The organism is Nocardioides nitrophenolicus, assembly GCF_016907515.1.
Taxonomy (GTDB): Bacteria; Actinomycetota; Actinomycetes; order Propionibacteriales; family Nocardioidaceae; genus Nocardioides; species Nocardioides nitrophenolicus.
In genome coordinates this window covers 1,007,329-1,032,269 of record NZ_JAFBBY010000001.1, presented here as the reverse complement: position 1 = coordinate 1,032,269, position 24,941 = coordinate 1,007,329, and the positions used below count along the sequence as shown (strand labels likewise).

The following is a 24,941-nucleotide window of genomic DNA, read 5'->3' as shown; positions in this document are numbered from 1 at the left end:
CGTTCGGATCCGAACAATATCCCTCGAAAATGTCCGGCGCAAGGGTGGTCTTTCGCTCCGCGGGTGGCTATCGTACGGATCCGAACGACCTGCACATCCTCGACCGGAGCTGAGGCCCGATGAACGACATGAAGGGGTTCTTCTTCCCCCGCACCGCGACCGGCCAGTCATCGCTGATCCCGTCGCCGCCGTGGTACTACTCGGGCGACCTGCTGACGGTGGAGTACCGCACGGACCCGGCCCGCGTCGCCGAGCTGCTGCCCGCCCCGCTCGAGCTCGCCCCGGAGGACCCGGGTGCCGTGGCGCTGATCTGGGCCGACTGGCAGTCCTGCTCCGGCACCCGCGAGGAGCTGCTGGACCCGGTGCGCTCGCAGTACAAGGAGGCGTTCGTCGTCGTCCGGTGCGCCTACGAGGGCGTGACCTACTCCCGCTGCGTCTACATCTGGGTCGACAAGGACTTCGCGATCGCCCGCGGCATGCACCAGGGCTATCCCAAGAAGCTCGGCTCCATGTGGCAGACCCGCCCGCACCCCTTCGCCCACGCCGCCCCGCAGGTCGCGCCCGGCGGCGTCTTCGGCGCCACCCTCGCCGCCGGCGACCGGCGCCTGGCCCAGGCCGTGCTGACCCTCACCGAGGAGTCGCCCACCAACGGCTTCGTCAACGGCCACCCGATGGCCCACCACCGCGTCTACCCGGGCATCGCCAAGGGCGGTCCGGACGCGTACGCCGAGCTGATCGCCTCGGGCTCCAGCTCGTTCGAGGCCGGGCCGGCGTACTCCGGTGACGTCGAGCTCGAGCTGTTCGAGTCGCCGACCGAGGAGCTGCACCGGCTCGAGGTCCAGGAGGTCATCGGCGGCTACTACCGCCAGGTCGGCGTCGTGTGGGACGGCGGCTCGACCTTGGCCACGAGCACCGACGGCGTCTGGGAGGCCGCGCGATGACCGGGACCACCGACTACCTGGTCGACGTCGACGGCGTCCAGGTCGACACCCGCCACTGGATCGGTGGCGAGCGGGTCGCGTCCGCGGCCACCTTCACCGACATCTCGCCGATCGACGAGCAGCCGATCGCCGAGGTCGCCGCCGGTACGTCGGCCGAGGTCGACGCCGCCGTCGCCGCCGCCCGCGCGGCCTTCCCGGCGTGGGCGGCGCTGCCCGTCGCCGAGCGCAGCGCGATCCTGCGTCGCGTCGCCGAGGGGATCGAGGCCCGGGTCGAGGACCTGTCCCGGGTCGAGACCCGCGACAACGGCTCCCTGATCCGCAGCCACCGCCGCGGCGTGATGCCGCGCGTCGCGATGAACTTCCGGGCCTTCGCCGACTTCGCGGAGCACCAGCTCGGCCACCCCGACCTGGAGGTCCCGGGCCGCGGCCACCGCGAGCGGGTCACCTACGACCCCGCCGGCGTGGTCGCGATCATCACGCCGTGGAACGCCCCGCTGATGCTCGCGACCTGGCGGATCGGTCCGGCCATGGCGGCCGGCAACACGATCGTCGTCAAGCCGCCCGAGTGGGCGCCGCTCACCGCCAGCCTGCTGGCCGACATCATGCACGAGGCGGGCGTGCCCGCCGGGGTGTTCAACGTCGTCCAGGGCACCGGTGCCGAGGCGGGTGCCCCGCTGACCGCGCACCCGGGCATCAACCGGCTCGCGTTCACCGGCTCGGTCCCGACCGCCGGCGTGATCGCCAAGGCCGCGGCCACCAACATCGTGCCCCTGTCCTACGAGCTCGGCGGCAAGTCGCCGCTCCTCGTCTTCGAGGACGCCGACCTCGACCTCGCCGTCGAGATCGCCGTCGAGCAGTTCGACAACGCCGGCCAGGTCTGCCTCAAGGCGGCCCGGATGTACGTGCACTCCTCGTTGGCCGAGGAGTTCACCCGCCGCGTCGTCGAGGGCGCCGCCAAGCTCAACCAGGGCGATCCCCGCGACGAGAGCACCGACGTCTCCGCGCTGATCTCGCGGCGTCACTTCGAGCAGATCTCCGGCTTCGTCGAGCGGGCCCTCGCCGACGGTGCCGAGCCGCTGCTGGGCGGCGGTCCCAACGAGGAGCTGGGTGGGCTCTACTTCCGCCCGACGATCCTGGTCGGTGCCAAGAAGGACTCGGAGATCATGACCGAGGAGGTCTTCGGCCCGGTCGTCACGATCAGCACCTTCGAGACCGAGGAGGAGGCCGTCACGCTGGCCAACGACACCCCCTTCGGCCTCGCCGCCACCATCGTCACCGGCGACCGCGACCGCGCCGAGCGGGTGTCCGCGGCCCTCGACGCCGGCACGGTGTGGGTCAACTGCTTCTTCGTGCGCGACCTCAACGCCCCCTTCGGCGGCAACGGCAAGTCGGGCATCGGCCGCGAGGGCGGGATCTGGTCCTTCGACTTCTACACCGACATCAAGAACAGCGTCTTCTCGCCGACCGGCTGGACGGACGCCGGCACCGGAGAGGAAGGTGAGACCGATGGGTGAGGTCGTCGGCGCGGGCCTGATCGCGCACGTCCCCACGATCGTGCTGCCGGAGGAGATCCGGCGCGAGCTCAACAACGGCGAGGACAGCACCCTGGTCTCCGGGCTGCGGCAGCTGCGTCGCGACGTCTTCGACGTGCTCGACTACGACACCGTGGTGGTGCTCGACTCCCACTGGGCGACCACCGTCGAGTGGGTGGTCACCGCGCAGGACCGCCGCAGCGGCCTGTTCACCTCCGAGGAGCTGCCTCGGGGGATGTGCCGTCGTCACTACGACTTCCCGGGCGACCCCGAGCTGGCGCGCCTGATCGCGAGCAAGGCGCCCGAGCACTCCACGTGGATCACCGCGATCGACGACCACAGCCTGCCGATCTTCTACGCCACGACCAATGTGTGGGAGTACCTCGGCCAGGGCCTGCCCGACAAGAGGTGGATCTCGATCGGCGTGTGCCAGACCGCCGACGGCGAGGACGCGCTGCGGCTGGGCCGGGCCCTCGGCGCGGCCATCGCCGAGTCCGACCGCAAGGTCCTGCTCATCGCGTCCGGCGCCATGTCCCACACCTTCTGGGGCCTGCGCCAGCTGCGCGACCACGAGGCCGCGGGCGCCGAGCACATCTTCACGCCCGAGGCCGCGGCCGCCGACGCCGAGCGGATCGCGTGGTTCAAGGAGGGCGACCACGCCCGGGTGCTCGACACCATGGACGAGTTCTACAAGTTCAAGCCCGAGGCCCGCTTCCAGCACTACCTGATGATGATCGGGGCGCTGGGCGAGGGCGACTGCACCGCCCCCGGCCGTCAGTACGGCGAGTACGAGAACTCCGTCGGCACCGGCCAGGTGCATCTGTGGTTCGACCGTCCCGAGGGTGGCTTCCCGGCCGCCCACCCCACGCCCACCGACCCCGACTACGTGCGCCAGATGAGCGGCGCCGGCGCCGACGTGCCGGCCGCCGGCTGAGCCGACCGAGAGGAACCAAGAGATGACCACCGAGTACCGCCGGATCCTCCTCGACGGCAACGCCGTCGACGTACGCCGCGAGGGCGACACCCTGGTCGCCGGTGACGGCCGCAGCGTCGCCGTCGCCGAGGCCACCCACCTGCCGCCGGTGACCCCGAGCAAGATCGTCTGCGTCCACCTCAACTACTCCTCGCGCGTCGAGGAGATGATGACGAAGCTGCCGCCCGCGCCGACGTACTTCCACAAGCCGGTCTCCGCGCTCAACGCGCACGAGTCCGCCGTGGTCCGGCCGCAGGGCTGCAAGTGGCTCAACTACGAGGGCGAGATCGCGATCATCATCGGCAGGACGGCGCGCAACATCTCGCCCGAGGAGGCCGGCGACTACATCCGCGGCTACTCGATCGGCAACGACTACGGCCTGCACGACTTCCGCGACACCGACTCCGGCTCGATGCTGCGGGTCAAGGGCGCCGACACGCTGTGCCCGGTCGGGCCCGGCGTCGTCGAGGGCTGGAACTTCCACGACAAGCGGATCCGCACCCTCGTCAACGGCGAGGTGCGCCAGGACGGCAACACCAGCGAGATGAAGTGGGACATGCACTACCTGGTCGCCGACATCGCGCGCACCATCACGCTGCAGCCCGGCGACATCCTGATGTCGGGTACGCCGGCCATCTCCCGCACCGTGTACCCCGGCGACGTCGTCGAGGTCGAGGTCGAGGGCCTCGGCACGCTGCGCAACCACATCGTCGAGGGCCCCACGCCGATCCGCGGCGACGTCGGCGCCCAGCCGACCGAGAGCGAGGAGGTGCTCTCGACCGCGCAGGGCGGCGACTGGGAGTTCCGCGGCATCCGCAAGCCCGACCTCTCGAACACCCACTGACCGTCGCCCCCGCCACCAAGGACGCACCGTGCCCGCACCCCGCATGCTGATGATCCTCAGCGAGAACTGGACCCTCACCGACGGTCGCCATCTCGACGACCTCGTCACGTGGTCCCGGATCGCCGAGGACACCGGCTTCGACTCGGTGATGATCTCCGAGCACGTCGTGCTCGGCCGCGACGCCAGCGACAAGGGCGTGATGGGCAACCCGCGTGACTACGCGGCGCCCGGCAACCAGGATCCGATGATGCCGTGGCCGAACTCGCTGATGCTGTTCTCCGCGATCGCCAGCGTCACCGAGCGGATCCGCCTGGTGGGCGCGGCGGTGCTCGCGCCGCTGCGCCACCCGCTGCTGCTGGCCCGCGAGCTCGGCACCCTCGACCTGATCTCCGAGGGGCGCCTGGTCGTCCAGCCCAGCGTGAGCTGGAGCCGGGACGAGTACGCCGCCCTCGGCGTACCCTTCCGCGAGCGCGGGAAGATCCTCAGTGAGCAGCTCGAGGTGATGAAGCTCGTGTTCGAGCAGTCGCCGGCGACCCACCACGGCCGCTACTTCGACTTCGAGGACATCTACCTCGAGCCGAAGGCGTTCCGGCCCGAGGGCCCGCGGATGTGGTTCGGCGGGCAGCAGGCGCACGGCGCGGTCGTCGAGCGGATCGTGAAGTACGGCCACGGCTTCCACCCCTTCGGCCGCCCCACGGCCGAGGACCTCCGGATCATCCGCGACGCGATGGCCGAGGCCGGTCGCGACCTGGCGGAGCTGGAGCTGGTCGGAGGAGTGCGCTACTCCTTCCCCGACGACCACTCGCTCGCGGACCTGGGGGAGTCGATGGACTCGATTCCCGAGCAGCTCGAGCAGGGCTTCACCACCATCTGCATCAAGCCGTCGATGTACATCGACGACAAGAGCGAGATGGAGGCGTTCTGCAAGGATGTCATGAAGCGGGCGGAGGCGATGGGCTGATGGCGGACCGGAAGCGACTGCTGGTCATCGGGCACGACTACCTCGAGACCGCGGGGTCGATCGAGGGGCGCTTCGCCGAGCGCGGCTACGAGATCGAGAGCCTGCGGGTGGTCCCGTCGGACCGCCTCGACGACCCCGGCGTGGACGTCGACCTCCCCGACCCCCAGGCGTACGACGCCGTGCTGGTGCTCGGCGCGCGGTGGAGCTCCTACAGCGACGCCGTCGCGTCGTGGGTCAAGCCGGAGACCGAGCTGCTGCAGGCCGCCGACGAGGCCGGGATCCCGGTGTTCGGCATCTGCTTCGGCGGCCAGATGCTCGCCCAGGCCCACGGCGGCGAGGTGGTCGCCTCGCCGATGCCGGAGATCGGGCCGCACGTCGTGTCCGGCGTGCCCGCGGTCGCCGGGATCTGGACCCAGTGGCACTACGACCGCTTCGTGCCGCCCGCGGACGCGACGGTGGTCGGCGTGAACGCGGCCGCGCCGCAGGCCTTCGTGCTGCGCCGCAACCTGGCCGTGCAGTTCCACCCCGAGATCGACGCCGACAGCTTCGCGCTGTGGCTGCAGGACGGCGGCGAGCAGGACGCCCGCAACCGGGGGCTCGACCCCGAGGTGCTGGTCGACCACATCCGCTCCCTCGATCCCGACATCCGGGTCCGGGCGGCGGCCCTGGTCGACTACTTCCTCGACGAGGTGGCGGGGCGTTGACCGACCGGGTCGTCCTGGTCACCGGCGGTGGCACTGGGATCGGCGCCGCCGTCGCGCGGCTGCTGGCCGCGGGTGGCGACCAGGTCGTGGTCTGCGGGCGCCGTGAGGCCCCGCTGCGCGCGGTCGCCGACGAGACGGGGGCGCACGTCGTGGTCGCCGACGTCAGCGAGCCCGCGGGCGTCGCACGGGTCGTCGACGACACCGTCGCCACCTTCGGCCGGCTCGACGGGCTGGTGCTCAACCACGGGATCATCCACGTCGGCGGGGTCGCAGAGGTGACCCCGGAGCAGTGGGACGAGACGGTTCGGGTCAACCTGACCTCCCCGTTCCTGCTGGTGAGGGCCGCGCTGCCGCACCTGCTCGCGGCTCGCGGCGCCGTCGTCGCCGTCTCGTCGGTGGCCGCCCTGCGCGCCGCGGACGGGATGGCCGCCTACTCCGCCAGCAAGGCCGGCCTGCTGCTGCTCACCCAGTCCCTCGCCGTGGACCACGGCCGCGACGGGCTGCGCGCCAACGCGATCTGCCCCGGCTGGACGGCGACCGAGATGGGCGACATGGAGATGGCCGAGCTCGGCGCGGAGCGCGGCCTGTCCACCGACGACGCCTACCGGCTCGCCACGGCCGTCGTACCCCAGCGCCGGGCGGCGCGGCCCGAGGAGATCGCCGCGACGGTCGGCTGGCTGCTGTCCGACGCGGCGTCGTACGTCAACGGCGTGGTGCTGCCCGTCGACGGCGGCTCCTGCGTCGTCGACCCCGGCACCCTCGCCCTCGATCCGCGCGTGTCCATCGACCTGTCCCAGGAGTCCTGATGAGCAAGTACGCCGTCCGCAACCCCGCCACCGGCGAGGTGCTGGAGACCTTCCCGACCGCCACCGACGCGGAGGTCGCCGCCGCGGTCGCCGCCGCCGCGACCGCCCACGAGACCTGGGGCCGCCGGACCACGGTGGCCGAGCGCGCCGCCCTGGTCGCCCGCGTCGCCGAGCTGCACCGCGAGCGGGCCGACCAGCTCGCCGAGGCGATCAACCTGGAGATGGGCAAGGCGCTGGGAGCGGCCAAGGGCGAGGTGCTGTTCTCGGCCGACATCTACCAGTACTACGCCGACCGGGCCGAGACGCTGCTCGCCGACCAGCCGATCGAGCTGCTCGGCGGCGAGGGCCATGCCCTGATCCGCCGGCAGTCGGTGGGCGCGCTGCTCGGGATCATGCCGTGGAACTACCCGGTCTACCAGGTGGCCCGCTTCGCCGCGCCGAACCTGCTTCTCGGCAACACCATCGTCCTCAAGCACGCCGCCCAGTGCCCGCGCTCGGCCGCCCTCCAGGCCGAGATCTTCGCCGACGCCGGCCTGCCCGAGGGCGCCTACGTCAACGTCTACGCGACCAGCGACCAGATCGCCGAGGTGATCTCCGACCCGCGCATCCACGGCGTCTCGCTCACCGGCTCCGAGCGGGCCGGCTCGATCATCGGCGAGCTCGCCGGGCGGCACCTGAAGAAGTGCGTCCTCGAGCTCGGCGGCTCCGACCCGTTCGTGCTGCTCTCCACCGACGACCTCGAGGGAGCCGTGGACGACGCGCTCTCCGCCCGGGTGGGCAACGTCGGCCAGGCCTGCAACGGCGCCAAGCGGTTCGTCGTCGTCGACGAGCTGTACGACGCGTTCGTCGACCTGCTCACCGCCAAGATCGCCACCGCCGGCACCGACGCCCCGCTCTCCTCGGTCGGGGCCGCCGAGGAGCTGGCCGGCCAGGTCGCCGCGGCGGTCTCGGCCGGCGCCACCCTGGTCGCGGCGGGGGAGCGCGACGGTGCGTTCCACCCCGTCGGCGTCCTCACCGACGTCACGCCCGACAACCCGGCGTACCACCAGGAGTTCTTCGGCCCGGTCGCCATGGTCTTCCGTGCCGCCGACGAGGCGGACGCGGTCCGGATCGCCAACGACACGCCGTACGGCCTCGGCTCGTACCTCTACACCACCGACCCCGAGCAGGCCGACCGCGTCGCCAGCGCTCTCGAGGTCGGCATGGTCTTCGTCAACGGCGTCGGCCTGGAGGCCGTGGAGCTGCCCTTCGGCGGGGTCCGGCTCTCCGGCTACGGCCGCGAGCTGGGCACCCTCGGCATCGACGAGTTCGTCAACAAGAAGATGATCCGGGTCGCCCGCTGACTCTCGGGGTCGGGTCCGTTCCGCGTATCTGACGAACGGGCTGCGGTGCGCGCCGAATTGCGACCCATTCGTCAGATACGACGGCGGAACCGCAGCCCTACGCCGGAGGCGTCGCTCCCACCAGGCGCAGCGCCAGGTCGGCGTAGTAGTCGCCGATCTGGGTGGGGGACCACTCGCCGTCCTCGCGGTACCAGCGGGCGATGTCGATGCTCAGCGACGCCAGGGCGGTGGCGGCGAGGGCGGGGTCCGGGGTGGCGAAGACGCCGGCCGCCACGCCCGCGCGGACCAGGTCGCGCAGCTCGCGGTCGATGCTGGTGCGCAGCTCGTCGATGACCGTGCGGTGCTCGTCGCTCAGCGCCGCCAGCTCGTAGTTGAGGATCCGCGCCACCGTGTGGTGGTGGGCGTGGTACGCCGCGAAGGCTCGTCCCACCGCCTCGACCTGTGCCACCGGGTCCGGCGTGGACGCACGGGCCCCGCGGACGACCTCGAGCGCCTGCTGGTGGCCCCGGCGCGAGATGACGAAGAGCAGCTCCTCCTTGGACTTGTGGTGCACGTAGACCGCCGCGGGACTCATCCCGGCCGCGCTCGCGATGTCGCGGGTCGTCGTGCCGTGGAAGCCCTTCTCGGAGAACGCCGTGACGGCCGCCTCGAGCAGTCGCGCCCGGGTGACCTCGGCGCGGGAGGAGGGCGTCGGGGGCGTCGGCATCGTCGTACCTCCGGGTCTTGACGGGGTCCGGGGGCTCCGGGCACACTCAGGCTACACGCTAAGCAAGCGCTTAGTAACCTCCGTCGACACAGCGAGGCAGGCACGTGAGCAGCAGGTTCGAGGGCAAGACCGCGATCGTCACCGGAGCGAGCCGGGGGATCGGCCTCGCGATCGCCGAGCGGCTGGTCGCCGAGGGCGCGCGCGTCGTCATCACCGGCCGCGGCAAGGAGGCCCTCGACGAAGCCGTCGTCGCCCTCGGCGGGGCGTCGAAGGCGCTCGGCGTGGCGGGCAGGGCCGACGACGCGGAGCACCAGGCGGACGTCGTACGCCAGGCGATCGAGACGTTCGGCAGCGCCGACCTGCTCGTCAACAACACCGGCATCAACCCGGCGTACGGCCCGATGATCGAGCTCGACCTCGACGCCGCCCGCAAGATCGTCGAGGTCAACTGCCTCGCCACCCTCGCCTGGACCCAGCGCGTCCACGCGGCGTGGCTGAAGGAGCACGGCGGCGCCGTCGTCAACGTCTCGTCGGTCTCGGGCGTGAAGCCCGCTCCCGGCATCGGGATGTACGGCGCCAGCAAGGCCATGCTGATCTCGATGACCGAGCTGCTGGCCGTCGAGCTCGGCCCCGACATCCGGGTCAACGCCGTCGCGCCCGCGGTCGTGAAGACGAAGTTCGCGACCGCGCTCTACGAGGGCCGCGAGGCCGACGTCGCCGCGCAGTACCCGCTCAAGCGGCTCGGCGAGCCTGACGACATCGGCAGCGTCGTCGCCTTCCTGCTCTCCTCCGACGCCGCGTGGATCACCGGCCAGACGGTGGTCGTCGACGGCGGGGTCACCCTCACCGGGGGAGTCGAGTGAACCCGCCGGGCCTCGACCTCGACGCGCTCGGCCCCTGGCTGGCCGCCGCCGTCCCCGGCGCGGGCTCGTCGCTCACCGCCGAGCTGGTCGCCGGCGGCAAGTCCAACCTGACGTTCGTCGTCTCCGACGGCAGCGCGGAGTGGATCGTCCGACGCCCGCCGCTCGGCCACGTGCTCGCGACCGCCCACGACATGGGCCGGGAGTACCGGGTCATGTCGGCTCTGCAGGACACGGCCGTCCCGGTGCCGCGCACCGACGCCTTCTGCGCCGACCCCACGGTGATCGGTGCCGAGTTCTACGTGATGGAGCGGTGCGCCGGAACCCCCTACCGCCGCGCGGCAGAGCTGAGCCTGCTCGGCGCCGAGCGCACCCGCGCCATCTCGGAGAGCCTGGTCGACATCCTCGCCGACCTCCACGCGGTGGACCCGGCGCGGGTCGGGCTGGCCGACTTCGGCCGTCCCGAGGGCTTCCTCGGCCGCCAGGTCGCGCGCTGGCGCAAGCAGCTCGATGCCTCCCACACCCGCGACCTGCCCGCCGCCGACGAGCTGCACCGCCGGCTGGCCGCGTCGGTGCCCGCCGAGTCGGCGACCGGCATCGTGCACGGCGACTTCCGCCTCGACAACGTGCTCGTCGACACCGCCGACGGCGCGGACCGGGCGACCGCGGTCCTCGACTGGGAGATGGCCACCCTCGGCGACCCGCTCACCGACCTGGCGCTGATGCTGACCTACCACCGGCTCGGCGCGACCGTCGGCGAGGCGGTCACCGACGCCTCGACCGCGCCCGGCTTCCTGGGCGAGGACGAGATCATCGCCCGGTACGCCGCCGCCAGCGACCGCGACTTGTCCGGCTTCGGCTGGTATCTCGGGCTGGCGGCCTTCAAGCTGGCTGCCATCCTCGAGGGCATCCACTACCGCTTCCTCGCCGGCCAGACCGTCGGCGAGGGATTCGACGACATCGGCGCCGCGATCCACCCCCTGCTCGACGCCGGCCTCACCGCAATGAAGGAGAACTGATGGACTTCGGATTCGACGCCCGCACCGAGGAGCTGCGCGCCACGATGCTCGCCTTCATGGACGAGGTCGTGTACCCCGCCGAGGCGCTCTTCGAGGAGCAGTTCGCCGCTCTCGACGACCCGTGGGCCTGGGACTCGACGCCGGTCATCCAGCAGCTGCGGGCCGCGGCGCGCGAGCGCGGGCTGTGGAACCTCTTCCTTCCCGGTGAGCACCCGGACGTCGAGGGCGCGGGCCTGACCAACGTCCAGTACGCCGCGCTCGCCGAGATCTCCGGCCGCTCGATCCACCTCGCTCCGCCCGCCATGAACTGTGCCGCGCCCGACACGGGCAACATGGAGGTGCTGCACCTGTTCGGCACCGACGAGCAGAAGAAGCAGTGGCTGGAGCCGCTGCTGAACGGCGAGATCCGCTCGGCGTTCGCGATGACCGAGCCCGATGTCGCCTCCTCCGACGCCACCAACATCGGCCTGTCGATCGTGCGCGACGGCGACGAGTACGTGCTGAACGGGCGCAAGTGGTGGATCACCGGCGCGATGAACCCCAACTGCAGGATCTTCATCGTGATGGGCAAGACCGACCCCACGGCCGACCGGCACCGCCAGCAGTCGATGATCCTGGTGCCCCGCGACACCCCGGGCCTCGAGGTGGTGCGCGGCATGCAGGTCATGGGCTACGACGACCACGAGCACGGCGGTCACGCGGAGCTCCGTTTCACCGACGTCCGGGTCCCGGCGAGCAACCTGATCGGCGAGGAGGGCGGCGGCTTCGGGATCGCCCAGGCCCGGCTCGGCCCGGGCCGGATCCACCACTGCATGCGCTCGATCGGCATCGCCGAGCGGGCCATCGAGCTGATGTGCGAGCGCGCGGAGTCCCGGGTGGCGTTCGGCCGCCCGATCGCCGACCAGGGCGTGGTCCGCGGCTGGATCGCCGAGTCCCGGGTCAAGCTCGAGCAGCTGCGCCTGCTCGTCCTCAAGACCGCGTGGCTGATGGACACCGTCGGCAACAAGGGCGCCCACACCGAGATCCAGGCGATCAAGATCGCCACCCCCGAGACCGTGCAGTGGATCCTCGACAAGGCGATCCAGGTGCACGGTGCCGGCGGGCTGTCCCAGGACTTCCCCCTCGCCAACATGTACGCCGGCATCCGCACCCTGCGCTTCGCCGACGGCCCCGACGAGGTCCACAAGAACGCCCTCGCCAAGGCCGAGCTGCGTCGCCAGGCCGCGCGCCGCGGAGCGTGAGACTGGGGCCGAACCCTCAGTCCCGAAGGGGCGCGGGCGTCCAGGCCGGCCAGTCGGCCGAGCCGACCAGGCGCCCGCGCTCGTAGCTCGCGACGACCCGGAACGGCGTCGCCAGGGACGAGTTGTCGTAACAGGTGGTGCGGTCCGCGAGGCGGCGTGCTGTCGCGACCAGGTCCCACAACCGCGCGTATCTCTCCCGCACCTTCGCCGCCGGGACGTCGTGGCCGCCCGCGCGGACTCGCCGCCGGACGCGTTCGACCGGGGTGTCCGCGGCCACCATGATCACGTGCAGGTGGACCAGGTAGCCGTGTGCGGTCGCCTGGGCGACGAGGTCCACCTTGCTGGGATGGCTGAAGACGGTCTCCGAGATGAACGACCGGCGTGCCGCGATCATGGTCTGGCGCTGCTCGGCGGCGGCGCGGGACGCGTCATAGGCGTGCTCCAGCTCCTCGCCGGGCCAGCGCTCGGCGGCGATCACGTCGGCGTTCACGAACGGCAGGTGCGTGACGGGCTGGAGGTAGTGGACGACGAAGGTCGACTTGCCTGCCCCGTTGGGTCCGGCGAGGAGGTGCAGGACGGGAGTGGCCACGCCGGGACGGTCAGTCGGCGTCGGTGATCGTGAGGTTGCCCTGGTCGTCGTTCTCGACCCAGCCGACGCCCTGGGCGGCGATGACCTGCCTCAGGTCGAAGGTGTCGAGCCGCTCCGCCAGGCCCTCGTCCCACGCCGCACGGACGACGGCCTGCTCCCGCTCCTGGAGGGCGTCGTACGCGCCACCGCCGGCGAGTACGGCCTCGATCTCGCGGTGGCTGAGGGTCGTGGATGCCTCGAGCTCGCGGCCGATGCGCGCCCAGTGGTCGAGCTGCTGGGCGGCGCTGCGGGAGTTGCGGGCGCCTGACGACTTGGCCGCCGCGAAGAGGGCGCCGTCGATCCGCGTCGGCATCGTCGTCATGGATCCAATGTAGCAGTCTGCTACGAGCGCGGGGGAGCCATCCGCCGCGTCCCCGACCGTCCGAGGTCGTACGGCATTCACCCGACGTTCTCCCGGTGCGTGGACCTTGAGTCCTACCGACCCATCACCATTCACCCGAGGAACCTCCTGCCGTGACATCCCCCTCCCGCGCCGTGGCGGCACTCGCCGCCGGCGCCGTCGGCCTCACCGGCCTGTCCTTCTTCGCCGTCACCGCGCCCGCGCGTGCCGCCGACCCGTCCGGCGCACTCGGGAGCGTCGTCATCAACGAGTTCAGCACCAACGGCTGGAACGCCAACACCGACTTCATCGAGCTCTACAACAAGGGCACCGCGAACGTCGACCTCACCGGCTACCACCTGACCGACGACAAGGGCATCGCCGGCGGCGACGACATCGTGCTCGACGGAGTGCTGCCGGCCGGAGGCTACGCGGTCGTCTTCCCGGGCGACCCGTCGTACCCGCAGGGCTTCGGGCTCGGGAAGTCCGACGAGGTGCACCTGCTCAGCCCCGACCAGGCCACCGTCATCGACGCGTACGTCGACCTCCCGGCCGACACCCACGCCGCCCCGAGCTATGCCCGCACCACGGACGGCACCGGCCCCTTCGCGCAGGCGGCGACGGCGACGCCCGGCGGCTCGAACGCGCTCTCGGCCGAGGACGCCGGGGTCTCGCTCAACGAGTACTTCTCCGACGGCGCCGACTTCGTGGAGATCCGCAACAACGGCCTGACCCAGGTCGACCTGACCGGGTGGCAGCTCGCCGACGGGGCGGGCACCCGGACCGTCGGCGACGAGATCGTCCTCGGCGGCAGCAGCGCCGTGCTCGCGCCGGGCGGCTACCTCGCGATCGAGACCCAGGCCGCCACGCCGCCGGCGGGCGTCACCTTCGTCGCGGGCGGCTTCGGGCTGAGCAAGGACGACCACCTCTACCTCTCCAACGACGAGGGCACGCTGGTCGACACCACCTGGGTCGGCTACGCGGCCGACGGCACGACCACCCGCCACGCCTCGCCCTCGTGGGCGCGGACCACCCCGGGCGTCGGGCTGTGGAAGCTGTCGGCGGCGGCCACCCCGGGCACGGTCAACTCGTTCACCACGGGCGGCGGCGAGGAGCCCACCCTCGACCCGAACTGGGACGACGTCGAGATCAACGAGGTCTCCTCCCTCAACGCCGGCGACCCCGACAACCCGGGCTTCGGCGACGCGGTCGAGCTGGTCAACACCGGCACCGCCCCGGTCAGCATCGACGGCTGGTACCAGGTCGACAGCGGCGCCGCGACGGCCGCCGTCCGGCTGAGCCTGGCCGACCTCAAGGTGTGGGACGGCAGCGCCCTCGTGGCGGCCACCGAGCCGACCATCCCCGCGGGCGGCTACGTCGCCTTCTCCTCCAAGAAGGGGCTGTCCGGCGAGGGGGACGGCGTCAAGGTCTACGGACCGGGCGCCGACGCGGCCGGCCGCCAGCTCATCGACGAGGTGAGCTACGGCGACGGCCAGGCCGGCGTCTCCGACACCTTCGCCTCCGCGGCCCGCTCGTACGCCGCCTGCCCCGACGGCTCCGAGGAGTACTGGCCGGTCGCGACCAACAGCTTCGGCCGGGACAACGCGGCGTCGTGCGAGACCAGGCTCTCGCCCGCCCTGGTCACGACGGTCGTCCTCAACGAGGTCTCGAACGTGGCCGGCAAGGCCGAGCTGCTCAACACCGGCGACAGCGCCGTCGACATCTCCGGGTGGGAGCTGCTCGACGCGTCCGCCACCGTCGTCCACACCGTCCCGGCGGCGACCTCGCTGGCCCCGGGCGTCTTCTACGTCGCCAGCGGCATCGTCGGCCTCGACAGCGCCGACGCGCTGAGCCTGCGCCGGCCGAGCGACGGCGCGACCGCGGCCGGGCACGCCTGGCAGGAGGACGGCATCGCGTCGTACAGCAGGTGCGACCTGTTCGGCACCGTCTCCTACGTCGAGACGCCGACCGCCACCTGGGGCGCCGCGAACGCCTGCCCCGGCCTGAACACCACGGCCTGGCCCGGGCCGGCCGAGGTCGCCACCGTCGACGAGGTCGACGGGTTCGCCGACGCCGACGGCAACGGCGACGGCGACGCGTCCGGTGCCGCCTTCGACCCGACCGACCCGAGCATCCTGTGGGTGGTGCAGAACAAGAACACGCTGCACAAGATGCGCAAGGTCGCGGGCAGCTATGTCGCCGTCGACGGCTGGGCCGGTGGCAAGAAGCTGCACTTCGCGTCCGGCACCGGCAAGCCCGACTCCGAGGGCGTGACCGTCGGCCCCGACGGCTCGGTCTACGTCACCTCCGAGCGCGACAACGACAACAGCGGCGTCTCCGCCAACAAGATCGAGCGGTACGACGTCTCCGCGGTCACCGCGGCCACCACCGACCTCACCGCCGTCGGCGAGTGGGACGTCGACTCCTTCGTCACCACCGGCGCCAACCTCGGCCTCGAGGGCATCACCTACGTGCCCGACGCCTTCCTGGTCGCCGCCGGCTGGAAGGTGGGCGGCACGGCGTACTCCGCGGCGACGTACCCGACGCCGGGGCTGTTCGTCGCCGCCGTCGAGGCCACCGGCGCCCTGCACTTCTTCTCCCTCGCACCCGGCGCCGCCCCGGTCGAGGTGAAGGTGGAGGCGTCCGGCTTCCCGTTCGCGATGGACGTCGCCTACGACCCCGACCGCCAGGCACTGTGGGCGCTGTGCGACGACAGCTGTGGTGGCACCTTCAACCTGCTGAGCGTCGAGAACGGCGACTTCGTGGTCACCCACTCGCTCGCCCGCCCGGCCGGGATGCCCAACCTCAACAACGAGGGCATGGCCGTGCGCCCGCGCAGCACCGCCGTCGGGGGCCTGGTCGAGGTCGTCTGGACCGACGACGGCGACACCGACGACCACTCGCTGCGCGAGGGCCACCTGCCCGCCGACTTCGCCGTCCCCGCCGTCGTCACGCCGCCCGTGGTGACCCCGCCGGGCCCGCCGGCCTCGCCGACCGCCGCCGAGCTGGCGCTCGCGCAGGCCGCGGCGAAGGTCGCGGCGACCCAGCAGAAGGTCGCCTCGGTCAAGGCAGCGGTGAAGGCGGCCAAGAAGGCCAAGCAGAGCGCCAAGGTCAAGCGGCTGACCGCGAAGCTGAAGAAGCTCAAGAAGAAGCTGCGCAAGCAGCGGGCCGTGCTGGCGCAGGCGGTCGCCGCCGCACCTACCGTGCGTCCGGGGACGCGGGAGGCGGGTCGCTGAGCTCGGTCAGCCGGCCCGCCCCCTCGCGCTGCCAGCGCACGCCGCGGGCGTCGGTGAACGTCAGGCGGTGGACGAGATGCTGCGCGCTGCGGGTGTAGGGCCGGCACCGGTGCGGGTCGTCGACGGGGTCGGGGAGCGACCACACGTAGGTGTCATGGGGTGCGATGACGTACTGCCCCGGCGGGAGCACCCGCCAGGTCCCGGCGCGGCTCGGCGCGTTGGCGGCCTGGCCGTTGATCACGAGCTCGACCCGCGCCTCGTAGACCGGCGACGAGCCGTGGTTCGTCACGATCAGTCGCTGGCCGCCACCTTCCTCCGCGGTGTCACGCGCCAGCCACGCGTGGACGCCCGCGGCGAGTGACTGACGGTCCCTGTCCTCCTCACGCCGGTAGGCGCGGTAGGCGATGACGCCGGCGAACACGGCGGCGGCGGTGGCCAGGACCGTCGCCACCCCACCGACCCACTCCGCGATGGTTCCGATCTCCACGGCTTGCTCCTCTCGTCGGGTTCGATCGGGCGCCTCTGCCCGGGTGGGGGCTGCTCATGCCCGCGGACCGCGCCACTTGTGACCTGGGTGACAAGTTCTGGCCGCGAGCGCCGGTCCCGCCTCGGCACCGGAGGTCCGTCGAGGGCAGCAGCGTCGTCGGCACCCGGCTTTCTTGTCACTCGGATGACAAGAAAGCCGCGCTGCTCCACCGCGGCGGCCGAGCCGCCTTCCCGCCTCCCGAAGCGCGACCTACGGTGCTGGCCTGCCCGTCGCCAGACCTGTCCCGGGAGTCGTCATGGCCCTTCTGCAGCCGCCGGTCGCGGTCACGCCGGCGTCCGAGGAGGTGGTGGCCCGTCTCGACGAGGAGCTGCGGGCCGCCGTACGACGCGACGGGATCGACCCGCAACGCGAGGTCGAGGCCGTACGACGGCGGGCCGCCGCGCTGGTGCGGGAGCACGACGAGCGCAGCCTGACCGGGGTGGTGGCGCCGGTCGGCGATGCCGACGCCCTGGTGGCGGAGCTGGTGGCGCGGGTGGCCGGCTTCGGGCCGTTGCAGCCGCTGCTGGAGGACCCGACCGTCGAGGAGATCTGGATCAACGGTGCGGACCGGGTGTTCGTGGCCCGGCAGGGCCGCCACGAGCTGACCAACCTGGTGCTGAGCGAGGCGCAGGTCGCCGATCTGGTGGAGCGGATGCTGGCGTCGACAGGGCGGCGGATCGACCTGAGCCGGCCGTTCGTGGACGCGATGCTGCCGGCCGGGCACCGGCTGCACGTCGTGCTGCAGGGCATCGCGCGCGGCTTCGCGGCGGTCAACATCAGGAAGTTCGTGGTCCGTGCCAGCCTGCTCGACGACCTGGTCCAGCTCGGCGCGCTCACGCCGGCGGCCGCGCGCTTCCTCGACGCCGCCGTGCGGGCCGGGCTGAACCTGCTCGTCAGCGGTGGCACCCAGGTCGGCAAGACGACGCTGCTCAACTGCCTGGCGGCCGCGATCCCCGGCGGCGAGCGGGTGATCTCGGCCGAGGAGGTCTTCGAGATCAGGTTCCCCCATCCCGACTGGGTGGCGATGCAGACCCGGCAGGAGGGGCTGGAGGGCACCGGCGAGGTGCGACTGCGCGACCTGGTCAAGGAGTCGCTGCGGATGCGGCCGTCCCGGCTGATCGTGGGGGAGGTGCGGGCCGAGGAGTGCCTCGACCTGCTGCTCGCGCTCAACGCCGGCATCCCCGGCATGTGCACGCTCCACGCCAACAGCGCCCGCGAGGCGCTCGCCAAGGCGTGCGTGCTGCCGCTGCTCGCGGGCGAGAACATCTCGGCGCGCTTCGTGGTCCCGACCGTCGCGGCCTCGGTGGACCTCGTCGTCCACCTCGCCCTGGATCCGTACGGCGTGCGCCGGGTCACCGAGATCGTCGCCGTTCCGGGGCGGCTGGAGGGGGAGGTGATCGAGACCGAGGCGCTGTTCGCGTGGCGGGGCGGCGCGCTGCGGCGGGCGACCGGGCTGCCGCCGCGGCTCGACCGGTTCGAGCGGGTCGGGATCGACGTCGTGGGGCTGCTCCACGACGCGGAGCGAGAGGCGGGCTGACGCATGGGCGCGCTGGTGGGGCTCGGCTTCGGCGTCGGCTGTCTGCTGGTGTGGTCCGGCTGTCGTCGGCCCGCGCCGCGCCCGCCCCGCGCCGCCGGCCGGGTTCGCCGGCTGCTCGCCGAGGCCGGGCTGCCGGAGGTCGCGCCCCGCACGCTCGCGCTGCTGTCCGCCGCGGCGGGAGTCGCCGCCGGCGTCGTGGTCCTCGGCCTGACCCGGACCGGGCCGATCGCGCTGGTGTTGGGCGTGGGCGCGGCGTACCTGCCCTGGGCCGTCGTCCGCGGCCGGGTCCGCCGTCGGCACCGCGAGTTCGCCCAGGTCTGGCCGGAGGCGGTCGACGACCTCGCGTCCGCGGTCCGGGCCGGGATGTCGCTGCCGGAGGCGGTCGCCGCGCTCGCCGACCGTGGTCCCGACGCGCTGCGGCCCGCGTTCGCCGCCTTCGCGCTCGACTACCAGGTGTCCGGGCGGTTCGGCGCCTGCCTCGACCGCCTGGCGGACCGGCTCGCCGACCCGGTGGGGGACCGGGTGGTCGAAGGGCTGCGGATCGCCCGCGAGGTCGGCGGCGGCGAGCTGGGCCGGCTGCTGCGCAACCTGTCCGGCTACCTGCGCGAGGACCTGCGCACCCGCGCCGAGCTCGAGGCGCGGCAGTCCTGGGCGGTCAACGGCGCGCGGCTGGCGGTCGCGGCGCCGTGGCTGGTGCTGCTGCTGATGGCGACCCAGCCCGACGTGATCTCGCGCTACCAGTCCGCCGCCGGCGCGCTCGTCCTGGCCCTCGGCGCCGGCGCCTGCGTGCTCGCCTACCGGCTGATGGTGCGCCTGGGCCGGCTGCCCGTCGAGCGGCGGATCCTGAGGTGAGCCCCCTCGTCGCCGGCGCCCTGCTCGGGCTCGTGGCCGCCCTCGGCCTGGTCCTCGTCGTCGCCCGGCTGACCGTCCCGCGTCGGCCCGGGATCGAGGACCGGGTGCTGCCGTATCTCCGCGACCTCACCCCCGCCCGTCGTACGCCGGCCGCCGGGGCCCCCGGGTCGGCCGTCGCGCTGCTCGGGCCGGTGCTGCGCCGGGCCGCCGACGGGGTCGAGCGGGTGCTCGGTGGCGCGCCCTCGGTGCGGCGCCGGCTGGCCCGGGCCGGCTCGACGCTCACCGTCCACGAGCTGCGGGTGCAGCAGGTGCAGTGGGGCCTGGCCGGCTTCGCGCTCGCGGCCGCCGCCGGCCTGCTCCGCAGCTGGACCCACCCGGGCGCCGCGGCTCCACTGCTGGTGGCCTGCGCCGCGGCGTTCGGGTCCGGCGTGCTGCTGCGCGACCAGCGGCTCAGCGCCCAGGTGCGGCGACGCGAGTCGGCGATGCTGGCCGAGTTCCCGACCGTGGCCGAGCTGCTCGCCCTCAGCGTCTCCGCAGGCGAGGGCCCCGTGGGCGCCTTGGACCGGGTGGTCCGGCGCAGCGGGGGCGAGCTGTCCCGCGAGCTCGGCGACCTGCTGGCCCGGGTCCGCACCGGTGAGCCGATCGCCGACGCCTTCGACCGCCTCGCCGCGACCACCGGCTTGGGCGTGGTCGCCCGCTTCGCCCACGGCATCGCGGTCGCGGTGGAGCGCGGCACCCCGCTCGCCGACGTGCTCCACGCGCAGGCGGCCGACGTCCGCGAGGCCGGACGCCGGGCGCTGATCGAGCAGGCGTCGCGCAAGGAGATCGCGATGATGGTGCCGGTCGTCTTCCTCGTGCTCCCGACCACGGTGCTGTTCGCCTTCTGGCCCGGCCTGATCGGCCTGTCCCTCAGCTACTGAACCCGAAGGGAGTCACATGTCCAGACGACGACACGACCAGCGGGGTGACGTTCCGGGCTGGGTTTTGGTGACCCTGATGACCATCTCCATCGGCGTCGCGCTGTGGGCCGTCGCCGAGCCCCGGCTGGTCGAGATCCTGCAGTCGGCGCTCGACTCGGTCAAGTGAGCCGGCGCCGCACGGAGCGGGGCTCGGCCCTGGTCGATGTGACCCTGGCGGCCGTCGTCCTGGTGCCGCTGCTGCTCGGGCTGGTCCAGGTTGCGCTCGTGCTCCACGTGCGCACCACCCTGGCCGCCGCCGCGGCCGAGGGCGCGCGACTCGCGGCCACCGCCGACCGGGAGCCCGGCGACGGGGTGGCGCGGGCCCGGGCGCAGATCGCGGCCGCGCTGGCGCCCCGGTACGCCGACGACGTCGCGGCCCGCCGGGTCCTCGTCGAGGGCAGTCCCGGCATCGAGATCGTGGTGCGTGCCGAGGTGCCGGCGCTCGGGGTCGGCGGTCCGGCGGTCGCGGTCACCGTGACCGGTCGGGCCGTCCTGGAGGACCCGCGGTGAGACCCCGGGCCGACGTGGAGCGGGGGAGCGGGCTGGTCGAGGTGGTCTGGCTCGCGCTGCTGCTCCTGCTGCCGCTGCTGTGGGTGGTGCTGTCGGTGGCCGAGGTGCAGCGTGGCTCGTTCGGGGTCAGCGGCGCCGCGCGCGCCGCGGCCCGTGCCTATGCGCTGGCGCCGGACGACGCCACCGGCGAGCGGCGGGCGCGGGCGGTCGCCCGCCAGGTGCTGGCCGACCAGGGCCTGGCCGGCGCGCCCGTGACGGTGACGGTCACCTGCACGCCGTACCCGACGGCCTGCCACCGCGGCACCTCGGTGATCACCGTCCGGGTCGCGTCGGCCGTCGCGCTGCCGCTGCTCCCCGACCTGTTCGGCCTGGGCCGGCCGCGATTCGCGCTGGCGGCCGAGGAACGGGTCCCGATCGGCCGCTATCAGGAGGTGGGGGAGCCGTGACCCGTGGTCAGCGCGGCAGCACCGCGCCGCTCGTGGTCGGCTGCGCCGCGGTCGTGCTGCTGCTCGTCGCGGTGGTGGTCGACGCGAGCGCCGCCTATCTCGCCCGTCAGCGCCTGGCCGCGCTCGCCGACGGCGCCGCGCTCCAGGGCGCCGACCTCGGGGCCCAGGGCGCCGACGCGTACGCCGGTGGACTGGCCACCGGCGGCCTGGCCATCTCGCGCGCCGAGGCCGAGGCGGCGGTGCGCGCGTACCTGCGCGACAGCGGCGCCGCTGCGGCGCACCCGGGCCTGCGGGCGACGGTGCGGGTCGACGGCGACCGGCTGGTCGTCGAGCTGGTCGCGCCGGTCGCGCTGCCGCTGCGCCTGCCCGGCGCGCCGGCAGGTCCGACGGTGCGCGCGGTCGGCTCCGCGGTGGTCGATCCCGAGCTGGGCTGAGCGCGCCGGGACCTTCCCCCGGCCGGGTCGTTGGACACCGGACAGCACCAGCGCGCCCGGGCAGTCCCGTGGCCATGACGACGGGGACTCTTCACTGATGCGCAAGCAGCTCATGGGCGCGGCCACGGTCGCCACAGCTACCACGGCCGCCCTGCTCGGACTCGGCACGCTCGTCGCTCCCACCGCCCACGCGGCCGATCCGCACGGCTTCGTCACCGGCACCGTCACCGCCGACGCCGGCGGCGCGGGCCTGGAGGGGGTCGCGGTCGGCGCCTGGTTCCAGAAGCCCGACCAGAGCTGGACGGCGGTGTGGGTCACGACCGACAGTGCCGGACGCTACAAGGTGCCGGCACCTCCCGGTGACACCCGGATCCAGTTCGTTGAGTGCGGCCCGTCCTGCACGGACCCCTCCTACGCCCCCGAGTTCTACGACGACGTCGCCACCCGCGCCGACGCCCAGGTGATCTCGGTCGCCGACGGCCAGACGGTCTCGGGCGTCGACGCCGCGCTGGCGGCGGCGTACCTGGTCTCGGGACAGGTCACCGCCCCCGACGACAGCGCCGCCGCCGACGCCTATGTCGTCGTCTACGGCGAGGACGACACGCTCCTCGCCCAGGCCCGGACCGGCGCCGACGGCCGCTATCGCCTGGTGCTCCCGGCCGGCAGCTACCGCTTCGCCTACGCGGACGCCACGCTCACCCACGGTGAGTTCTACGAGGACGAGCGGAGCCTGGCCGACGCCACGCCGGTCGTCGTCGGCGCCGACAAGACCGACCTCGACGTGCACCTCGACCTGAACCAGGTGCGCAACGCCCCGGACAGCCCGCCCGCGATCAACGGCATCGCGCGGGTCGGCGACACCCTCGCCGCCGGCCCGGGGCTCTGGTACCCGTTCTCCGGCGACTACACCTACACCTACGCCTGGTACCGCACCGGCTCGGCGCAGCCGATCGGCACCCAGCCGACCCTGAAGGTGCCGCCGGCCGCCCTCGGCGAGACGATCACGGTCGAGGTCACCGCCTCCCTCGACGGCTACACGAGCGGTACCGCCACCTCCGCGCCGACCGCCACCGTCGTCGCCTCGCCGGCGGCCCTGCCGAACACCGCCCCGCCGACCGTCAGCGGGCCGCTCCAGGTCGGCAGGACGGTCACCGCCGGCCCCGGCACCTGGGCCCAGCAGCCCACGGCCGTCAGCTACCAGTGGTACGCCGGCGCCCGGGCGATCGCCGGCGCGACCACGTCCACGCTCGCGATCACGCCCGACCTGGTCGGCGTGCGGCTCGCCGTCCGGGTCGCCGCCAGCGCGCCGGGCACCCTGTTCGGCTACGCCTGGGGGACCACCGCGACCCAGGTCGAGCCGGGCACCCTGAGCCTGGCGAGCGTCCCGACGCTCGCGGGCAAGGCCAAGGTGGGCAAGCGGCTCACGGTCGTGCCCGGCGCCAGCACGCCGGCGGCCACGGTCCAGGTCCAGTGGCTGGCGAAGGGCAAGCCGATCGCGGGAGCCACGAAGCCGACGCTGAAGCTCAAGAAGGCGCTCAAGCGGGCCAAGGTCCGCGCCGTGGTCACCTACACCGCCCCGGGCTATGCGCCGCTCGTGGTGCGGACGACGGCGGTCCGGGTCCGCTAGTGCGGATTCATCACGGGATGTAGGTGAGACAGCACTCCTGTAGCGGGACTCCGCACGGGAAGCGCGGACTCACCTACATCCCGTGATGAATCCCCGCCCAGGACAGCGCGGCTCAGGAGAGGACGCCGGGCCCGGCGCCCTCGTCGTCGATCCAGTCCTCGCCGTCGTCGAACAGGTCGCGGTCCTGACCGTCCTTCTCGTCGCGGCGCCGCCCGCGGCCACCGGCCGCGCCCGCCGCGCCGCCGCCGCGGCCACCCGCTCCACCACGGCCCGCGGCGCCGCCACGTCCGGTGCCCCGGCCGACCGGGCTGCCGGGAGTGCCGGCTCCGGCGCGGCCCAGGGAGCCGGGGCCGCCGGCTCGGGTGCTGGAGCCGATCGCGCCGACGCCGCTGCTGCCGAGGCCGCGCCCGCCGACCAGGCCGCGCAGGCCCCGGACCACGCCGGGCGCGGCGCCGAAGACACCGGCGGCGGCGCCGCCGAGGACGGCAGGGCCGGCGGTGAAGGTGTGGTCGCCCGTCCCGCCGGAGCCGACGCCACCGGGGCCCGGGTCGAGCGGCGGCAGGTTGGGGGTCAGCGTGTCGATGGGTGGCGGGTTGTAGCCGGGGCCGGGGTAGCCCGGAACGTGGCCGCCGGGACCGGGGTAGTCGGGGTAGTCGGGGTCGCCGGTCGGGTTCTCGGGGCCGACCGGGTTGCCGATGTCACCGGGGCCGCCGGAGCCGATCCAGGTGCCGACCGGCGTCGAGCGCGGCGGCGGGGTATAGCGCGGGCCGCCGGGTCCGGTGGGCGTTCCGGGCCCGTTGGGCTCCTTCTCCTCGCCGCCCTCGATCGCCTGGAAGGCGGTCACCGCGGCGTCGTACTTCTCCAGCAGCGCCTGGACCTTCTTGCGGGCCCGCTCGTCGGCGTCGCCGTAGGCGGTCACCTTCTCGTTGTAGGCCGACTTGTCCTTGGCGTACGCCGTCATGTTCTCGGCGTCGACGTCGGGGTCGTTGGTGCTCTCGGGGACCGGCGGGGCCTCGCCCGGCGCTCCGGGCGGGTTCTTGGCCTCCTGCTCGGCGGCGGCCATCGCGGTGGACGCGTGCTTGAGCGCGGCGGAGACAGCCGCGACCTGGCCGTGCCGCTCGCCGACCCGCTGGGCGGCGAGGGTGAAGGACTCCTTGACCATGTCGCGGACCTGCTCGCCGCCGAGCCCCTCGGGGATCTTCTCGCTCGCGGTGGCGAGCGCCTCGTGGACCTTGTCGAGCGACGTGGCGGTGTTCTCCCACGCGACTTGAGCGGTGAGCACGTCCTCGCTCGACATGTTGCGGGTGCGGTGCAGCAGGTCGTTGAGGTGCTGGCCGGCCATCAGACGTCGCCTCCGTCGGTGTCGGTGTCGGTTCCGGTCGGAACGCCGGGCGTCGGCGGCTCCGGCTCTGGGCTGCCGAGGTCGAGGCCCTGGGTGCGCAGCACCGCGACCTGCAGGTCGGCCTGGGCCTGCTCGTCGGCGTCGATGATCGCGGCCTTGGCGGCCAGGATCGCGTCCTGGAAGACGCCGAGGTCCTTGCGCATCTCGACCAGGGAGTCGACGATCACGTTGTGGGCACGGCCGTGCTCGTAGGACAGCGTGGTGGCCTCGTTGCCTTGCCCGTACGCAGACGCGGGGACGGCGCCGTTCTTGGTGAAGGCGACGTTCTGCAGCTCCTTGATCTGCTCGTCCAGGGTGTTGTAGACCGCTGTGACCTGAGTCTCGATGAGGAACAGCTCGAAGGCCTCCATCCCGGCGAGGAGGGCCGGGTTGAACAGCGGCATCACGGGGATCGGAATCGGAAATGGTCCGAGGGTCATGGTGAGGTCCTTCGAGGTCCCGAGGAGCGGTCGACGGGTACCGGCTACCCAGCGACATGACGATGCAAACGACGATGCCACACTGGTTCCTCCGA

At 73.1% G+C, this 24,941-nt stretch carries 25 protein-coding genes; 19 read left to right on the top strand and 6 right to left on the bottom strand.

Annotated elements, in window-relative coordinates; translation table 11 throughout:
• Positions 1 to 119 precede the first annotated feature (119 nt).
• The 8 genes from JOD66_RS05025 to JOD66_RS04990 are packed head-to-tail and all read left to right on the top strand — an operon-like array spanning position 120 to position 8,104.
• The gene (locus JOD66_RS05025; protein ID WP_204835811.1) at positions 120 to 941 is read left to right on the top strand and encodes an acetoacetate decarboxylase family protein; all 822 of its coding nucleotides are present in this window, start codon (positions 120 to 122) and stop codon (positions 939 to 941) included.
• Positions 938 to 2,455, top strand: coding sequence for an aldehyde dehydrogenase (locus JOD66_RS05020; protein WP_204835810.1), 1,518 nt, complete (start codon positions 938 to 940; stop codon positions 2,453 to 2,455). Before JOD66_RS05025 ends, JOD66_RS05020 begins: the two co-directional genes overlap by 4 nt.
• Entirely contained in the window at positions 2,448 to 3,407 is a 960-nt protein-coding gene (locus JOD66_RS05015) for a DODA-type extradiol aromatic ring-opening family dioxygenase (protein ID WP_204835809.1), read from the top strand. The genes JOD66_RS05020 and JOD66_RS05015 overlap by 8 nt, the downstream gene beginning before the upstream one ends.
• Before the next feature lie 22 nt (positions 3,408 to 3,429).
• Complete coding sequence (locus JOD66_RS05010) at positions 3,430 to 4,290, top strand: fumarylacetoacetate hydrolase family protein (RefSeq protein ID WP_204835808.1); 861 nt, start codon at positions 3,430 to 3,432, stop codon at positions 4,288 to 4,290.
• Positions 4,291 to 4,318: 28 nt separating this feature from the next.
• Positions 4,319 to 5,251, top strand: a complete 933-nt coding sequence (locus JOD66_RS05005; RefSeq protein ID WP_307823300.1) for a TIGR03619 family F420-dependent LLM class oxidoreductase — start codon at positions 4,319 to 4,321, stop codon at positions 5,249 to 5,251.
• On the top strand, positions 5,251 to 5,955 hold the full coding sequence (locus tag JOD66_RS05000; RefSeq protein WP_204835807.1) for a type 1 glutamine amidotransferase: 705 nt from the start codon (positions 5,251 to 5,253) through the stop codon (positions 5,953 to 5,955). Before JOD66_RS05005 ends, JOD66_RS05000 begins: the two co-directional genes overlap by 1 nt.
• Complete coding sequence (locus tag JOD66_RS04995; protein ID WP_204835806.1) at positions 5,952 to 6,761, top strand: SDR family NAD(P)-dependent oxidoreductase; 810 nt, start codon at positions 5,952 to 5,954, stop codon at positions 6,759 to 6,761. The genes JOD66_RS05000 and JOD66_RS04995 overlap by 4 nt, the downstream gene beginning before the upstream one ends.
• Positions 6,761 to 8,104, top strand: a complete 1,344-nt coding sequence (locus tag JOD66_RS04990) for an NAD-dependent succinate-semialdehyde dehydrogenase (protein WP_204835805.1) — start codon at positions 6,761 to 6,763, stop codon at positions 8,102 to 8,104. The genes JOD66_RS04995 and JOD66_RS04990 overlap by 1 nt, the downstream gene beginning before the upstream one ends.
• A gap of 97 nt (positions 8,105 to 8,201) precedes the next feature.
• Here the strand turns inward: JOD66_RS04990 and JOD66_RS04985 are convergent, their stop codons facing one another.
• On the bottom strand, positions 8,202 to 8,810 hold the full coding sequence (locus JOD66_RS04985) for a TetR/AcrR family transcriptional regulator (RefSeq protein ID WP_204835804.1): 609 nt from the start codon (positions 8,808 to 8,810) through the stop codon (positions 8,202 to 8,204).
• A gap of 104 nt (positions 8,811 to 8,914) precedes the next feature.
• On the opposite strand from JOD66_RS04985, the gene JOD66_RS04980 reads away from it, so the two are divergent.
• The 3 genes from JOD66_RS04980 to JOD66_RS04970 are packed head-to-tail and all read left to right on the top strand — an operon-like array spanning position 8,915 to position 11,930.
• Entirely contained in the window at positions 8,915 to 9,673 is a 759-nt protein-coding gene (locus JOD66_RS04980; protein ID WP_204835803.1) for an SDR family oxidoreductase, read from the top strand.
• A complete protein-coding gene (locus tag JOD66_RS04975; protein ID WP_204835802.1) occupies positions 9,670 to 10,689 on the top strand; it encodes a phosphotransferase family protein in 1,020 nt (339 codons plus the stop codon). Before JOD66_RS04980 ends, JOD66_RS04975 begins: the two co-directional genes overlap by 4 nt.
• Positions 10,689 to 11,930: an acyl-CoA dehydrogenase family protein gene (locus tag JOD66_RS04970; RefSeq protein WP_204835801.1), complete on the top strand. Its 1,242-nt coding sequence runs from the start codon at positions 10,689 to 10,691 to the stop codon at positions 11,928 to 11,930. The genes JOD66_RS04975 and JOD66_RS04970 overlap by 1 nt, the downstream gene beginning before the upstream one ends.
• Before the next feature lie 16 nt (positions 11,931 to 11,946).
• Here the strand turns inward: JOD66_RS04970 and JOD66_RS04965 are convergent, their stop codons facing one another.
• Positions 11,947 to 12,519, bottom strand: a complete 573-nt coding sequence (locus tag JOD66_RS04965; protein WP_204835800.1) for an ATPase — start codon at positions 12,517 to 12,519, stop codon at positions 11,947 to 11,949.
• Between the two features lie 10 nt (positions 12,520 to 12,529).
• Positions 12,530 to 12,880 carry a TA system antitoxin ParD family protein gene (locus tag JOD66_RS04960; protein ID WP_204835799.1) on the bottom strand — a complete coding sequence of 117 codons (351 nt, stop codon included), beginning with the start codon at positions 12,878 to 12,880 and terminating at the stop codon, positions 12,530 to 12,532.
• A gap of 152 nt (positions 12,881 to 13,032) precedes the next feature.
• Between JOD66_RS04960 and JOD66_RS04955 the strand changes: the two genes are divergently transcribed.
• Complete coding sequence (locus JOD66_RS04955; protein WP_204835798.1) at positions 13,033 to 16,134, top strand: lamin tail domain-containing protein; 3,102 nt, start codon at positions 13,033 to 13,035, stop codon at positions 16,132 to 16,134.
• Here the strand turns inward: JOD66_RS04955 and JOD66_RS04950 are convergent.
• A complete protein-coding gene (locus JOD66_RS04950; protein ID WP_204835797.1) occupies positions 16,097 to 16,621 on the bottom strand; it encodes a hypothetical protein in 525 nt (174 codons plus the stop codon). The genes JOD66_RS04955 and JOD66_RS04950 overlap by 38 nt on opposite strands.
• A gap of 295 nt (positions 16,622 to 16,916) precedes the next feature.
• Between JOD66_RS04950 and JOD66_RS04945 the strand changes: the two genes are divergently transcribed.
• The 7 genes from JOD66_RS04945 to JOD66_RS04915 all read left to right on the top strand — a co-directional run bounded on the left by JOD66_RS04945 (position 16,917) and on the right by JOD66_RS04915 (position 23,025).
• Complete coding sequence (locus JOD66_RS04945; protein ID WP_204835796.1) at positions 16,917 to 18,197, top strand: TadA family conjugal transfer-associated ATPase; 1,281 nt, start codon at positions 16,917 to 16,919, stop codon at positions 18,195 to 18,197.
• Between the two features lie 3 nt (positions 18,198 to 18,200).
• Entirely contained in the window at positions 18,201 to 19,049 is an 849-nt protein-coding gene (locus tag JOD66_RS04940) for a type II secretion system F family protein (protein ID WP_204835795.1), read from the top strand.
• The gene (locus tag JOD66_RS04935; RefSeq protein ID WP_204835794.1) at positions 19,046 to 19,969 is read left to right on the top strand and encodes a type II secretion system F family protein; all 924 of its coding nucleotides are present in this window, start codon (positions 19,046 to 19,048) and stop codon (positions 19,967 to 19,969) included. The genes JOD66_RS04940 and JOD66_RS04935 overlap by 4 nt, the downstream gene beginning before the upstream one ends.
• Before the next feature lie 162 nt (positions 19,970 to 20,131).
• Positions 20,132 to 20,518, top strand: coding sequence for a TadE/TadG family type IV pilus assembly protein (locus JOD66_RS04930; RefSeq protein WP_204835793.1), 387 nt, complete (start codon positions 20,132 to 20,134; stop codon positions 20,516 to 20,518).
• Positions 20,515 to 20,964 carry a hypothetical protein gene (locus JOD66_RS04925; protein ID WP_204835792.1) on the top strand — a complete coding sequence of 150 codons (450 nt, stop codon included), beginning with the start codon at positions 20,515 to 20,517 and terminating at the stop codon, positions 20,962 to 20,964. The genes JOD66_RS04930 and JOD66_RS04925 overlap by 4 nt, the downstream gene beginning before the upstream one ends.
• Positions 20,961 to 21,398: a pilus assembly protein TadG-related protein gene (locus tag JOD66_RS04920; RefSeq protein WP_204835791.1), complete on the top strand. Its 438-nt coding sequence runs from the start codon at positions 20,961 to 20,963 to the stop codon at positions 21,396 to 21,398. Before JOD66_RS04925 ends, JOD66_RS04920 begins: the two co-directional genes overlap by 4 nt.
• Before the next feature lie 97 nt (positions 21,399 to 21,495).
• Positions 21,496 to 23,025 (top strand): carboxypeptidase regulatory-like domain-containing protein, encoded by a 1,530-nt coding sequence (locus JOD66_RS04915; protein ID WP_204835790.1) that lies wholly within the window; start codon positions 21,496 to 21,498, stop codon positions 23,023 to 23,025.
• Between the two features lie 112 nt (positions 23,026 to 23,137).
• Here the strand turns inward: JOD66_RS04915 and JOD66_RS04910 are convergent, their stop codons facing one another.
• Both JOD66_RS04910 and JOD66_RS04905 read right to left on the bottom strand, forming a co-directional pair.
• Positions 23,138 to 24,367, bottom strand: coding sequence for a hypothetical protein (locus JOD66_RS04910; protein ID WP_204835789.1), 1,230 nt, complete (start codon positions 24,365 to 24,367; stop codon positions 23,138 to 23,140).
• The gene (locus JOD66_RS04905; protein ID WP_204835788.1) at positions 24,367 to 24,846 is read right to left on the bottom strand and encodes a hypothetical protein; all 480 of its coding nucleotides are present in this window, start codon (positions 24,844 to 24,846) and stop codon (positions 24,367 to 24,369) included. Before JOD66_RS04905 ends, JOD66_RS04910 begins: the two co-directional genes overlap by 1 nt.
• Between the last annotated feature and the right edge of the window lie 95 nt (positions 24,847 to 24,941).